11 protein-coding genes are annotated in these 14,452 nt (G+C 43.9%); 4 read left to right on the forward strand and 7 right to left on the reverse strand.

Annotation, left to right across the window (positions count from 1 at the left end):
* The first annotated feature begins 786 nt into the window (after positions 1-786).
* From QL886_RS04935 to guaD, 4 genes are all read left to right on the forward strand, one after another.
* Positions 787-2,505 (forward strand): FAD binding domain-containing protein, encoded by a 1,719-nt coding sequence (locus tag QL886_RS04935; protein WP_290177835.1) that lies wholly within the window; start codon positions 787-789, stop codon positions 2,503-2,505.
* 95 nt (positions 2,506-2,600) lie between these two features.
* Positions 2,601-5,174: a xanthine dehydrogenase molybdopterin binding subunit gene (gene xdhB, locus QL886_RS04940; RefSeq protein ID WP_290177836.1), complete on the forward strand. Its 2,574-nt coding sequence runs from the start codon at positions 2,601-2,603 to the stop codon at positions 5,172-5,174.
* Positions 5,167-6,138 carry an XdhC family protein gene (locus QL886_RS04945; RefSeq protein WP_290177837.1) on the forward strand — a complete coding sequence of 324 codons (972 nt, stop codon included), beginning with the start codon at positions 5,167-5,169 and terminating at the stop codon, positions 6,136-6,138. Before xdhB ends, QL886_RS04945 begins: the two co-directional genes overlap by 8 nt.
* A gap of 104 nt (positions 6,139-6,242) precedes the next feature.
* Entirely contained in the window at positions 6,243-7,649 is a 1,407-nt protein-coding gene (guaD, locus tag QL886_RS04950) for a guanine deaminase (protein ID WP_290177838.1), read from the forward strand.
* A gap of 125 nt (positions 7,650-7,774) precedes the next feature.
* Here guaD and QL886_RS04955 read toward each other — a convergent pair whose 3' ends face one another.
* From QL886_RS04955 to uraD, 7 genes are all read right to left on the reverse strand, one after another.
* On the reverse strand, positions 7,775-8,569 hold the full coding sequence (locus QL886_RS04955; RefSeq protein WP_290177839.1) for a DUF5020 family protein: 795 nt from the start codon (positions 8,567-8,569) through the stop codon (positions 7,775-7,777).
* Between the two features lie 499 nt (positions 8,570-9,068).
* On the reverse strand, positions 9,069-9,599 hold the full coding sequence (locus QL886_RS04960) for an ureidoglycolate lyase (protein WP_290177840.1): 531 nt from the start codon (positions 9,597-9,599) through the stop codon (positions 9,069-9,071).
* Positions 9,599-10,690, reverse strand: a complete 1,092-nt coding sequence (gene alc / locus QL886_RS04965; RefSeq protein ID WP_290177913.1) for an allantoicase — start codon at positions 10,688-10,690, stop codon at positions 9,599-9,601. The genes QL886_RS04960 and alc overlap by 1 nt, the downstream gene beginning before the upstream one ends.
* A 152-nt stretch (positions 10,691-10,842) precedes the next feature.
* The gene (gene puuE, locus QL886_RS04970) at positions 10,843-11,823 is read right to left on the reverse strand and encodes an allantoinase PuuE (protein ID WP_290177841.1); all 981 of its coding nucleotides are present in this window, start codon (positions 11,821-11,823) and stop codon (positions 10,843-10,845) included.
* 81 nt (positions 11,824-11,904) lie between these two features.
* Positions 11,905-13,272, reverse strand: a complete 1,368-nt coding sequence (locus QL886_RS04975) for a urate hydroxylase PuuD (protein WP_290177842.1) — start codon at positions 13,270-13,272, stop codon at positions 11,905-11,907.
* A gap of 111 nt (positions 13,273-13,383) precedes the next feature.
* Positions 13,384-13,752: a hydroxyisourate hydrolase gene (gene uraH / locus QL886_RS04980; RefSeq protein WP_290177843.1), complete on the reverse strand. Its 369-nt coding sequence runs from the start codon at positions 13,750-13,752 to the stop codon at positions 13,384-13,386.
* A 65-nt stretch (positions 13,753-13,817) separates the two neighbouring features.
* Complete coding sequence (gene uraD / locus QL886_RS04985) at positions 13,818-14,351, reverse strand: 2-oxo-4-hydroxy-4-carboxy-5-ureidoimidazoline decarboxylase (protein WP_290177844.1); 534 nt, start codon at positions 14,349-14,351, stop codon at positions 13,818-13,820.
* Positions 14,352-14,452 lie beyond the last annotated feature (101 nt).

Here is a 14,452-nt window from a genome sequence, read left to right on the forward strand (position 1 = left end):
AAGCTTAGTAGGGGCAGGCTTCACAGGAATAGGACTGTCAACGAATTGAAATGATTGACAACCTCCTAACAGCATCGTTGCTATTAGCAAATAGGTAAAGGCAAATGACTTCATAGTAATATCTCAAAAACGATTTTAGCCCAACGATATCTCACGACTAATCATCATTAGAAATAATAGTAGTGAAGAATCGGGCTTATTTGCAGACATTATATATAAAAATCAGCTGCTGATAGCAGTTTAAAGACGATATATGTATTCGGTACTGTTTTTACGCAGGTTATCTAGCTGTTTATAGTATGGCTTATCTAACGCTTCGTTTGATTTGTCATGTACAAAATTAAAGCTATTTATAAAAATAACGTCTGGTATTAAGTAGCTGAGCAATGAATAAAGTCTACAAAACGTATAGGTATTCCTAAAATTGAAGTTATTTGCCAATTATTCGATAGTATCTATAGGCATTTTAACGGGTTGTGTTATAAATAAGAATAGTGATAATATGTTGAAAGCTGACCAAATAGTCAAGTATCCTATAGTACGAGTTTTCTAACAAATTTGTTCGATGAATGCTCATATTTGCAACCAGCTTACCTGATATTAAAGGCGCGATGTCCTGATTTTTTATCTCTTAGAATGTATTAGCAAATAAAACAGAATAACCGTACTTGAACGGTTGCAGCATGATGTAAACCAAATGCTTACTTTCAGCATTTAAGCCGTCAAATTCCTTAAGCCTTAAGCCTTATGCTTATCTTCATTATTTTATTTTAGCCGAGTCTTGCTATGATTAGTTTTTACTTAAATGGGAAACGCCACGAGCTAACCCAGCTTAACCCTAATACGACGGTGCTTGAGTATCTACGATTGCATGAAGGCCAAACGGATACCAAAGAAGGCTGCGGCAGTGGTGATTGCGGAGCCTGTACCGTGATGGTTCATCGCCTGCCTAAAGCTAGCCAGCCAACGCTTAATGAGGAAGATGGCGACGAAAAAAATGCTACGCCACCGTTCTATACGATTAACTCCTGCATTACGCTAGTGTCGCTTATGGATGGTCATCATCTGATGACGGCCTCTTATTTGGCAGATAATCCTGAGCATCATCCAGAACGTGCTCTGCTGCATCCAGCGCAGCAAGCGATGGTTGAATGTCACGGATCGCAGTGCGGTTTTTGTACTCCTGGGTTTGTGATGTCGCTGGCTTGTGTTTACGAAAACAATCGTATGCAGACAAGTCAAGAGACAGCAAGTCAGAACGATGCCAAGCAACTAAGCTATGATGAAGTGGTTGCTTCAATCTCTGGCAACCTATGTCGCTGTACAGGTTATCGACCGATTATCGAGGCGGGCCTACTGATGAGTGATATCGGTCAGCAGAGAGAAGCAGAGCATTCAGCGGTGAAAGACTTGACTATCAGTCTAGCCACAGACGCGATTCGTAGTACAAAAGAATCAGCAGTATCTGAAAACGTGCTAGATAACGTCGAATTAAAGAATGAAGAGTCGAAAGCGATTGCCCCTGTAATCAGTGATGCTGGGCGACAATTATATATGCCCAAGTCACTAGATGAGCTTAACCAAGTATTAGCGGCCTATCCGCAGGCAATGATTTGGGCAGGCGGTACGGATTTGGGATTGAGTGTAACCCAGCATTTGGTTGATCACGAGGTCATTATCCAACTTTCGGGTATTGAGGCATTAAAATCATGGTCATTATTTGACGCAAAGTATGACTCAAGCAATGAAGAGTCGGATGACAAGCAAGCTCCTAGCCAATCACTAGTATTAGGTGCTGGCATGAGCTATCAGCAGATGTTGCCTGTACTTGAGCAGTATTTTCCAAGTTTTGCGCAAGTATTTGAGCGCATTGCCTCTCCGCAAATTCGTAATATGGGTACCATCGGCGGCAATATAGCCAACGCTTCTCCAATTGGTGATTTACCACCGATTTTATTAGCGTTAGATGCGTCAATTCATCTGCGTCATTGCGCGCCTAATCATGAAGAATCAGGTAACGATTTAGATAATAGTGATTCGGTTTATACGGATGAGATCATACCTTTATCAGAATTTTTCTTAGATTATAAAAAGACTAAACTGCAAGCAGGCAGTTACGTAGTCGCTATCCATGTTCCTCTGATGCACGACAATCAGCACTTATTTATTCATAAAATTAGCAAACGTTATGAGGATGATATTTCAGCTTGCTTGCTTGCGGCGCGACTTGATGTGTCAGCAGATGGTGCAATTATCGAGAATGCAAAGCTTGGGCTTGGCGGTATGGCAGCGATACCACTGCTTGCGGTGCACTGTCAGCAAGCGCTCATTGGTCAAGCGGCTGAAATTGCAAGTTTTGAGCAAGCAGCACAAGTCTTGTCTGCAGACGTTACGCCTATGACTGATGTCAGAGCCAGCCGTGAATATCGCTCACATGTGGTACAGCGTCTACTGGTGAAGTGCGGTAAGCAATTGGTAGCAGGTAGACAGACCGAGACCGCTTAACTAGCAGAGTTGTTGTTTGGTAATACCGCCTTATCGTTATATTTGCCAAGAATAAAAAAGCATTAATTAAAGCGTCCTAATAAAAGAGATCCGCCATGAGCCATCATTCGTCCTTATTTGACAGTTATAGTATCCGCCGCGTGCGTCCGCCAAAAAACAAAATTGGCACCTCGGCTAAGCATGATAGTGCGATTAGCCATGTCATGGGAACGGCGACTTATGTGGATGATATTGCAAAGCCGCAAGGCACGCTACATCTGGCAGTAGGTAAAAGCAGCCACGCTCACGCACGTGTGATGAGTATGGATCTGAGCGCTGTCAGAGATGCGGATGGGGTGGTAGATGTTTTAAGTTTTAAAGATTTACCGGCGCAGACCGATATCGGTGCGGTGTTTGATGGTGAGCCACTGATGGTGGATAACATCACAGAGTATGTGGGTCAAACGTTATTTGTGGTAGTGGCGAGCAGTCATCGTGCTGCCAAAAAAGCGGCTACCAAGGCAGTGGTAGAATATGAGCCATTGTCAGCGGTACTTAGTATTGATAAAGCGTTAGAGCAAGCGTTGTTTGTGCGTCCGAGTCACTTTATGAAGCGTGGTGACGCGGCGACTGCGCTTGATAACGCACCGATTCGCATTGAAGGTCATATTCATATGCGCGGACAAGAGCACTTTTATCTCGAAGGCCAAGTGTCTTATGTCGTGCCTTGCGACGATGGCGGGCTAGAAGTGTACACGTCGTCACAGCATCCAAGCGAAGTACAGCAGTTGGTCGCCGAAGTGACGGATTTGCCATTTCATGCGGTAAATACAGTCGTACGCCGTATGGGTGGCGGGTTTGGTGGTAAAGAAACGCAAGCCGCTGCTTGGGCGTGTCTGTGCGGTATCATCGCCAAACGCCATAATGTCCCTGTCAGTATGCGTCTAGATCGCCAAGATGACATGGTGGTGACGGGTAAGCGTCATGAGTTTGCCAACCGTTATGAAGTTGGTTTAGACGAGTCTGGTCGTATATTGGGCGTCGATATGCAACTGGCTGGTTTGTGTGGTTACGCGCCAGATTTGTCTGATGCTATTGTCGATAGAGCGATGTTCCATTGTGATAATGCTTATTATTATCCAGCTGCTCATGTAGCAGGTCATCGCTGCAAAACGCATACCGTATCCAATACTGCCTATCGAGGGTTTGGTGGTCCGCAAGGTCTGATGACTGCTGAATATATGATGGACCATATTGCCTATACGCTGGGGCAAGATCCATTGCAAGTACGCTTGGCAAACTTATATCAAGATGGTCAAAGCACGCATTACGGTCAGACGATTGAGCATTTCGATTTAGCGACCATCATGACTAAGTTAGCAGACGATTGTGATTATGACAATCGTCGTCAGCAAATCCTAGAAGCCAATCAAAAAGCTGCCGCTGAAGGCAGTGATAAACGTTTGGGTCTTGCTTTAACGCCAGTAAAATTCGGTATTTCATTTACGGTGCAAACACTAAATCAGGCAGGTGCATTGGTACATATTTATACTGATGGCAGTATCCACCTCAATCATGGTGGTACGGAGATGGGGCAGGGTTTATATATTAAAATTGCCCAGATTGTTGCCAATGAATTTGATGTTGATTTGGACACGGTCAAAGTATCAGCGACACGTACCGACAAAGTGCCTAATACCTCACCAACTGCCGCGTCATCAGGGACAGATATCAATGGTAAGGCAGCTCAAAATGCTTGTTTAAGCATTAAAGCTCGCATACTTGAATTTGCCGCTGAGCATTTCGAAGTGGCGCAAGAAGACATACGTTTTGAAAAAAATCATGTCTATATCGCTGACAAAGAAACGCTGACTTTTGCTGAAATAATCCAACTGTCGTACCAGAACCGTATCAGCTTGTCGTCTACTGGCTACTATAAAACGCCTAAGATATTTTATGATCGTTCTAAAGCGTGGGGTCGTCCGTTCTTCTACTTTGCTTTGGGTGCAGCTTGTGCTGAGGTTGAGATTGATACGTTGACAGGTGAGTACAAAGTACTGCGCTGTGATGTGTTACATGATGCGGGACAATCGATCAACCCTGCCATTGATATTGGGCAGATTGAAGGGGGTTTTGTGCAAGGTATGGGTTGGCTTACAGCAGAAGAACTGATCTGGAATGATAAAGGTAAGCTCGCATCTGATAGTCCTGCCAATTATAAAATCCCAACTGCGCATGACTTGCCTAAGCAGTGGAATGTCAAATTATATGATCGCAAAAACGAAGAACAAACGATTTATAACTCTAAAGCCGTTGGCGAGCCGCCGTTTATGTTAGCAGCTAGCGTGTGGTGTGCCCTCAATAATGCAGTGGCCAGTCTTGGGGACTATAAAAAGAATCCAGAGCTGACCATGCCTGCGACGCCAGAAGCGGTATTAAAAGCAGTGATGCGCATGCAGGGCACGCCATGGGATTTAACAACTAAAGCAGATATAGATACGGTTGATAGTTTAGTAAAAGGCGCAGAAGAGAACAGTGACCTTTACAACGAAAAAGCAATGCCGCAAGACGTACGCCATGCCAAAGACATCGATCCAAAAGAAGTTAAAGGGAAACAAACTGATGACCAGCCTAATGCGATAGAGCATCCAAATGTAGCAGGGGCAAGAGGTCCTGCGCACAGTGAATGAGTCGTTAGCACCGCCAGTCGTCTGGTATGAAGGTCTAGCGCGATATCAGCAGCGAGGTATCGCTCACGTGTTGGCGACGGTCGTAGCCGTAAATGGCTCCGCACCACGTGCACTACAGGCAAAGATGATCGTCACGCAGGATGGTATCGTAGATACATTGGGCGGTGGCGGTCTTGAGCACGATGTGATTACTACTGCTCGTCAACTACTAAACGGTGAAATAGCAGCCACGGTATCCAAACAAGTCAAACCAAAAGTTGCTGAAACTGATAGTGAAAGCACGTCAGTACCTTCTAAAGCTGTGCGCCGTGATGCGGTCTATACCAAACATTATCCGCTAGGTGCGAAATTGGCCCAGTGCTGCGGCGGCAGTGTCACCGTTATGTTTGAATGCTTTAATGTGACGTCGCCTATGTCAGTCTTGGTATTTGGGGCAGGACATGTAGCCTCAGCACTCATGACCATCCTTGCTGAGTTGCCGTGTCAGGTAGATTGGGTGGACAGTCGCCCAGAGATGTTTAAGCGTTACTTAGTTGATGAATCTACTACTAATCAATCCAAATTTTATAACTTACCAGCGCATATCCGTCCGCATATCGATGATGAGCCTGTAGATTTTGTGCGCCCATTTATCGAGCAGGGTGGTCAGCGTTTTATTCTGGTTATGACTCATGACCATAGTGTTGATTTTGAGCTAGTACGAGCAGCATTAGATACTATTTCTGATACTAGCTCATCTGACGATCAATGTTCAGATACTTTGACACCTTACATAGGTTGCATTGCCTCGGCAACCAAAGCCAAGCGTTTTAGAAATCGTTTGATTCAGCGTGGCTACAGTGAGCAACTGGTGAATCAGTTGGTCATGCCAATTGGATTACAAATTGGCGGAAAAGAGCCGATGGCGGTGGCGGTTTCTATCGTGGCACAGCTCCTACAACAGTATCATCAGGCTACTCCTTGAACGGCTCACTTCATATAACTTTTATACTTTTTATCAAATTATTAAAGCGCTCAGTACTATTTATCAAAACGCTCAGGACTACCAAGCCATTGTGAGATCTACGAATGACCCTACATATTTATCAAGCTCGACTGCTGCACTACTTGACCGAAAGCGATCGTACTGAGCGTACAACCTCTGATCATTCACAGACATTAGCTGTGGAACGAGACATTACGTTGCTACCAGTGATTGAAGGTGTACAGGTTTATCCTGAATATATCGCTGATGGTGCGCTTGTCGTAGATGATGTGACAGGGTGCATTGTAGAGTATGGGCATAACGAGACAATATTAGCGAAATATACTAATACCTCTGAGCAAGCAGGACAGTTAGTAGTCAAGGTGCATGACTATAGTGATAAGCTTATCATGCCAGGCTTTATTGACACTCATGTACATTATCCGCAAATAGATATGATTGCTGCTTACGGTGAGCAATTACTTGATTGGCTTAATAATTATACTTTCGTCACCGAGGCCAATTTTGGCGATCCGAAAGTAGCACATGATACGGCACAGTTCTTTTTAAAGCAGTTGCTAGCCAATGGTACGACGAGCGCCATGGTGTTTTCTACCAGCCACCCTGAATCAGTGAACGCATTTTTTACGGAAAGCCACAAGCTCAACACCCGCATGATTACAGGTAATGTCTTGATGGATCAAAATGCGCCTGATAATTTGTGTGTGCCTGCTGAGCAGGGCATTCGAGATACCCAAAATATCATTGATAACTGGCATGAGCGCGGACGTCAGCATGTGGCGATTACTCCGCGCTTTGCTATTACTTCGACACCCAAGCAACTACAAATGGCAGGTGAGCTGTATGCCAGTTACGAGAGTGTCTATCTACAGACGCATCTTGCAGAAAATCATGATGAGATTGCCTTTGTGAAACAACTGTATCCCAATCATAAAGGCTATCTCGATGTCTATGATACGATGGGATTACTGGGTCGACGTACGACTTTGGCACATGGTATTCACCTTGAAATATCTGAGTATGAGCGCTTACGCGATACTGGTACACAAATATCACACTGTCCGACGTCCAATCTGTTTTTGGGTAGTGGACTATTTAATTTACCCAAAACGTTAAGTTATACCGGTGTCAGTATCGCCACTGACGTTGGAGCAGGGACAAGTCTGTCGATGCTGACGACTCTGTCAGAAGCGTATAAAATTCAACAACTACAAAGCAATCAGTTATCCGCTCATCAAGGGCTGTACCAAATTACGCTGGGTAATGCCCAGTCGCTATTATTGGACAATAAAATCGGTAACTTTATGCCAAATAAAGAAGCGGATTTTGTGGTCATCGATATGGGTGCAACGGAACTGCTTGAGCGACGTATGGCGCAGACCAAGACACTGGAAGAGCAGTTGTTTGTACTAATGATGCTAGGCGATGATAGAGTAATTGATCAGACAGTCATCGCCGGCGTGAGTCGCTATCGTAAATCAACTTTATAGGTGTAAATAAACGCTGTACCTAAATCAGGAACAAGTGAGACTTTTTTCAGATATAAAAAACAAACCCTTGTTCCTATATTGTAGGAACAAGGGTTTATTACTGCCAAGAGAGTTTCTATTGAGTATTAAAAATGGAATTTTACCAACGCACTAGGAGAGTTTTGATTTACGCCATCAACACCGTATTTATTTTTCCAATAACTATACTCCATGCCGACTTCTAAACGGTTATCAATACCGAGCACTTCTTGTAAGTTGTATTTAATTTGCGGATTGATATGAATATTATCTTCAATGTCATCATTATTAAATGAATAATCAATAAAACCATCCACCACGAAGTTGTTGCGTTCCCAACCATAGGTTAAGGTAATTTGCTGATCATCGTCAGTATTGTCATTAAATGCATGATATAGCGTCGCGGAAGCAAATGTCGTACCTGGAATAGGCACATTAAGATCTGCACCAATACCAACCAAATAGTTATCTTGGTCAAAGCCGGTGCTGTTCGAACCAAATTCATAAGTAGCGGCTAAATTGACCTGCTTGATAAAACTATCATTAAAATTTGCTATTTTGAATGTAGGAGACAGCTCACCATAAGTTTCTCTAAATCTATTGTTTTCAATATCATCGGCACCTTGGTTTCGATCGACAAAGAGGAATACGCCGCCCCAGTCATGCGCAGAAGCATGCTCTAATGTGACGGTCGTCAGCTCTCCGTCTTCTACAAGTTCATAGTCATCACCGTAAAGTACGGAGACACTCGTATCAGTAAAGAAGGTCTTAGCATGGATGTTCGACATGCTACCTAAAGCAGCGATAGCAACAGCTGCCATCGACAATGGTTTGAGTAAAGCTAGCTTCTGGCTAGATGATTTGGTATGACAGGATAAGCTCGTTAATAAATCAAAACGCAAAATATGACCCCTTTATGTACAATTGATTGTTGATTGCCCCAAAACTGCATCGTTACTATTTGCTAGTAAACAAACTATTAATCCAATGCTCGTTAGACAACGGTTGGTTGATAGCGCTTAAATGCTTACTACTAAAGAGCATTCAATAACTGTGCCACAAATGACCTAGAGAGCTGTCATCTACAGAGTCGTCTAATTTTTAGTCTTATTAGCCATTAATAAGGGTAGAAATAAGCAAAATAGTCCTTAACTGTTCTCAAATGAGAGAGCCAATTTCCGTGCATTTATATATATGTGACAAACAATGTTTTTCGAAGGATCAGATGCGTCATGAAAGCACCAAAATGGATATCCATGTGCCCCAAATTGGGTCGTCTGACGGGCTTTAATCAATTGATAGGCCTATGATTTAACAACTCAATAAACATAAAAAAGCCAGCTAATAGAAATTAGCTAGCGTTAAGTTTGTACTTGTTGGATGCGACTATTTTTTATTCAGTTAACTGCATTCGCCTTTTAACTCAATAGACACATGCCAATCCGTGATATCAATCTCATGACAGTTATTACCCTCGCCATTGATACGATCAATAACTAAGAAATCACTGTCACGTCCAAGCGCGAGTAGAGGGTGATGCCAGACATTAGCATCGTACTGTACACCTTGGTGAGATTTTGCGTAAAACACGGCTAGGTCATCAGGTGATTGCGGCGGCACACCAGCTTTTGCGACGACGACGATATAGTCTTGGCCTTCCATAGATACAAATGCTTGTGTCCCAAGCGGATGGTATTCCATGACCGAAAGGGCAATCGGATTCTCACGCTTTTTGGCTCGAAAGATACTCATGCCAACTGAGCCACCGACGAGTTTACTTTCGGCAAGTGCATGATGACGAACCGCATAGCCATTATTGATCTCATAAGTATTGTCAGCCGTTTGCTCATTATCACTATAGCGCTCGATAACCGAGCCGTAAGGGGCAAAGTTTGCCTTGGTTAAAGGCTTAGCCGTTAGAGTGACACTCATTATTTTGCCTCTTTACTGTCAGTATCAGCATCAGTATTAGCCTCAGCAATTTTGCCATACACGCGTACACGGCTGATACCACCATCTGGAAAGATGTTGACCCGAATATGAGTGATAGGCTGGTCTATCTTAAGCTTATCTTTACTAAAAGTATGAACGTCATCAGCATTGGTTTTTTGTGGTTCAAGTAAGGTTTCCCAAAACATACTCTGAGTCACTAAAGTTTGCTCTGGTGTATTTGGTGAGTAGACGGCTTGGATCGAGACTTTATCAGGGTAATTGCCTTTAAAGTGAGCAGTATCTATCTCGATGGAATCAACGATACCTGCTTGACCTAGCGCGATGATGCACCAGTCATTGCCTGGCTCACGGCGACGACGAGTCTCCCAACCATCACCCATGTTAGGCGCTTTAGTTGGTAGTAGTAAATTACTAGCCGCACCAAAATGCGCATCGTTACTGGCAATGGCACGACCACCGTTTAATGCGCCTGCCAAGTCAAGTGTCTCGCCTTGTATGTTTAGGCTGGCATCAAGTTGGATATCACCATAGACACGTAGTCGGGCAACGCCGCCATCTGGATAAATGTTTAAACGAATATGGGTGACCGTTTGCTTATGATCAATCTCGATAAGCTCATGGTTATGACCTTGAAGCGGGGTCATACCTACTAGCGCCTGCCAGTTTTTATTGTCCCAATCTTCTTTGCTTAGACTGGTAAGTTCAGCTTCATCTTGCTGCAGTAGCTCTGGCGCGTACAAGGCATCGACACTGGCGGAAGATGGGAAGTTACCCGTAAAGTGACTGGTATCAATGTCTAAACCAGCTATTTTGGTTGGGCGAGCAAGCTGGATAACTAAATAATCGTAACCCAAGTGGCGCTTGCGACGAGTTTCCCAGCCGTCCATCCACTTACCGTTGTCATCGAATTTACCCACGATAAAGATAGGTGCATCAGGATTTAGAATACGGCTTTTATCCGCAAAGAAGTCATCGGTGGCGAACAGTGATTTTGCACCCAAGCGACTGTCAGCGACGTTTGATTTTTTGGTAAACGCTGGCAGGGTATCAGGTAGATTGTTTGCGGAAATAATTTGTCCAACTTCTGAAGTGTTTTGACTCACAATGATTCCTTTTTTAATAATGGTGTTTATTAATAACGTATGGATTATTTTATATATTAATCTATGCTAATTCGCACTCGCTCAGCTAAGCAGAACGAGTATCAGGGCGATAGCCTAGCTTACATCCAGTTAGCCGTGTTGTCCGGCGTGGCAGGATGGTTTTCGTACCAGTGTTTAGCGATATCATCACGGCGGCATATCCATACGTCGGGCTTATTGGTGATATATTGCAAAAACTGCTTTAGCGCTTTGATGCGTCCTGCACGCCCAATAATGCGGCAATGCAAGCCAATGGTCAGCATTTTAGGGGTATGTGCGCCTTCTTCGTATAAGGTGTCAAAGCTGTCTTTGAGATACTGATAAAATGGTTCAGCATGGGTGAATCCTGGGCTAGAAGAAAAACGCATGTCGTTGGTCTCTAGACTATAAGGTATGACCAAATGCGGCTTACGCGTGATGACATTGCCGTCTTGGACTTTTACATTGAGCCAATACGGTAACTCATCACCGTACGAGTCAGAGTCATAGGTATAGCCGCCTTGCTCGGCAACCAGTTCACGAGTATTTGGACTATCACGTCCTGTATACCAACCAAGAGGTTGGTCGCCTAGCATACGTTTAAATATCTGGGTGGCACAGCGAATGTGTTCGCGCTCCGTCTCACGGTACATATCCTGATAAGTGATCCAGCGTAGACCATGACTGGCAATTTCGTGACCGTCTTCTAATACCCGCTCAATAATATGCGGCGTTTTTTCAGCAGCGGCAGCACAGGTAAACGTGGTGATAGGAATACCATATTCTTTAAAGACATCTAGCACACGCCATACACCGACACGGCTACCGTATTCGAATGCAGACTCGATAGACTGGTGACGGTTGTTAAATTCTGGTGTGCCTAAAATATCAGACAAAAAACGCTCTGATTGTCCATCGCCATGGATGACGCTATTTTCTGCACCTTCTTCGATGTTTAATACAAATTGTACGGCGATTTTTGCGCCGCCTGGCCAGTTCGCTTTTGGTGGATTGCCAGCATAGCCTTTTAGGTCGCGCGGGTACGTACTGATATCAAAGTCACTGGTAATTTTTTTGCTCATTATCTATATTCCTATATCGCTTAGAGCCTTAGATATTTATTAAAATATTGCTCATAAAGGACAGTTATTTTTTATCAAAAATTAAAGTGATGATGCATATGCCACAAGCTGTTGGCGCTCGGCATCCGTCAGCTGAGTAATATTACCAAGCGGCATATAGCCAGTCTGTACCGCAGTGACGATTTTCGCTTTATGAATTTTTAAGTCTTCCGGTGTTTGCAAAATGATTCCTGCTGGCGGTGCGGCAAAGCCTTGTTGCGTCGGTTGTACCGCATGACAAGTACTACAGCGCGTATGCACGACATCCATCATAGCGTCATCTGCTGATGCGCTCACGGGTACGGCTTCGGCAGTAGCTGCATCATTACTAATACTGTTGTTAGCACTGTTATTAGCACTACTATTAGAATTGGTATTAGCGTTAGCAACAGTATCAGTGTTTGAGCCAGTAGTCGCGCTTGTAGCTGGCGACGTGCCATCAGTCGTCGTAGGTGCTACTGAGGCAGTAGCAGGCATTGCAGGCGCTGGCTCAATTGGCTCAGGTCGCATCCAGATAATTAATAATACGGTTAATACGGCTGGAATGACCAAGTAGCGTGGTTTTTTATGACCTAAGTGCTTTTGGTTAAAGTAATGACGGGCAGTCGCGGTAATGATACCGACGAAGACCAATACCAACCAACCTTTCTCATGAGCATACATCATTGGGTAATGGTTGCTGATCATGGTAAAAATGAGCGGTAGGGTAAAGTAGTTATTCATCAGTGAGCGATTTTTGGCTTGTAATGCCAATTCAGCCACTTCTTTACCCGGTTTTTCACCGCGCCGCACACAGTCAACGAGTGCACGCTGAGCCGGCATAATACCGAAGAATACGTTACCTACCATCACCGTGCCCAAGATAGCACCGATATGAATAAACGAGGCGCGATCACTAAATAGCTGGTAAGAACCCCAGCTTGCGATGACCAGTAAGATAAAAATCAAGGTACTAAAGATAAAGGCGTTTTTACCCAAATGACTGCGCACGATAACTTCATAAATGAAGTAACTACCAAACAAGAAAAGCAAGCTGGTGGCAATGGCACCGATACTGGTAAAAGGCACTTTGCTTGGGTCAATTAGGTAGGCAGTTGCATTGGCATAATAGACGATAGACATCATCGCCGCACCCGTCAGCCAAGTGGTATAAGCTTCCCACTTAAACCAATGTAGCGTCTTTGGCATCTCTTCTGGTTCGAGTTTGTATTTGGCAATCTCATAAAATCCGCCGCCATGGACGGCCCAAAGATCACCCGAAATGCCTTTGTCTGTTTTCCACTGTGGCGGTTTGCGTAGGCTTAAATCTAGCCACACAAAATAAAACGATGCACCAATCCATGCTACCCCAGCGATAACATGAAACCAGCGGAAAAATAAACTCAACCATTCGAGAAGATAGGCGCCCATGTAATAAATGTCCTTTAATATGACAGTGTCTTAATAAAATGTCTTGGTAATTTCTTTTGATAGTATTTCTTGCAATCTAAAAACAAAGCAGAGAGCTAAATAGCACCAAAGTTACGATCCGCGATAGGTACTATAACCGTGCGCACTAAGCAGAAGTGGCACGTGATAATGACTGGCATCGTTTACCACAAAGTCGATAACCACTTGCGGGTAAAATGCTGTCAGCTGCTGAGCATCAAAATAAGACTGAGTATCGAACGTTATGGTATAGCGGCCAATATTTAGCTGATGCTCTGTGCTATCGATGGCTGTATCAAATTGCCAAGCATCTGGTATGACACGGCCATCACTATTGGTTGTGCCATGTGCCAATAATGTGGCGACACCATTGTCTTGTACGCGGTGTAAGGTAACGGCGACATCAGCGGCAGGTTTGCCAAGGTGAGTGTCTAAGATATGTGATGATAGCGTGGCAGACATAATGCTTCCTTTAAATTTGTGAGAAATATAAATAGGGTGAAAATGCTAGTCTAACTCTGCGACTACTATTTGCTTGTCGAAGCATTACCTAGTAATTTAGTTAAACGTAGACGCGTAATTTTATTTTGTTCAGCGGCTGCATTTGCCAGTTCAGTAGCACGATCGTTAGACAAGCGCGCTAATAACAGATCTAGCATTTGCTGCGCGCTTTTGCCGGTCGCAAAGACAATAAAAATAAAACCAAATTTATCGAGATAGTCGCGATTGCCTTTGGCAAGTGCTTCGAGCACCTCATCGGCTGCATCGTTAGCGCCTGATTGTTCATGGGCGGCGCTACTTTGTGTGTTGCGGTATTTCTCTTTTAGAGATGCCACATTGCCGATTTGAGGATGCCCATCAAACGCTTCTAATAAGTTAGCCTCATCATTTTGCACTTTGTTCCAGATAGCGTCGCTACTTGCTAGCAGTGCATTAACGTCTGCAAAAGGGCGAGCGTCTGCAAGCTTATAGGCCCAACTTTTACTGGTGCAACAAGTCAATAATTGGGCGATGGCGACTTCTTGTGATAAATCGTTGAATTGCGCTAAGGTTAAGCTCACGATGACATCCTTTTCTAATAGGGTAGCCCGTTATCTGTATTGGGCGATAAATGTTTGATAAAGGTTTATACCTTATGATTATTTGCATAAACTTATAGGTA

This window comes from Psychrobacter sp. APC 3281 (assembly GCF_030407815.1).
Taxonomy (GTDB): Bacteria; Pseudomonadota; Gammaproteobacteria; order Pseudomonadales; family Moraxellaceae; genus Psychrobacter.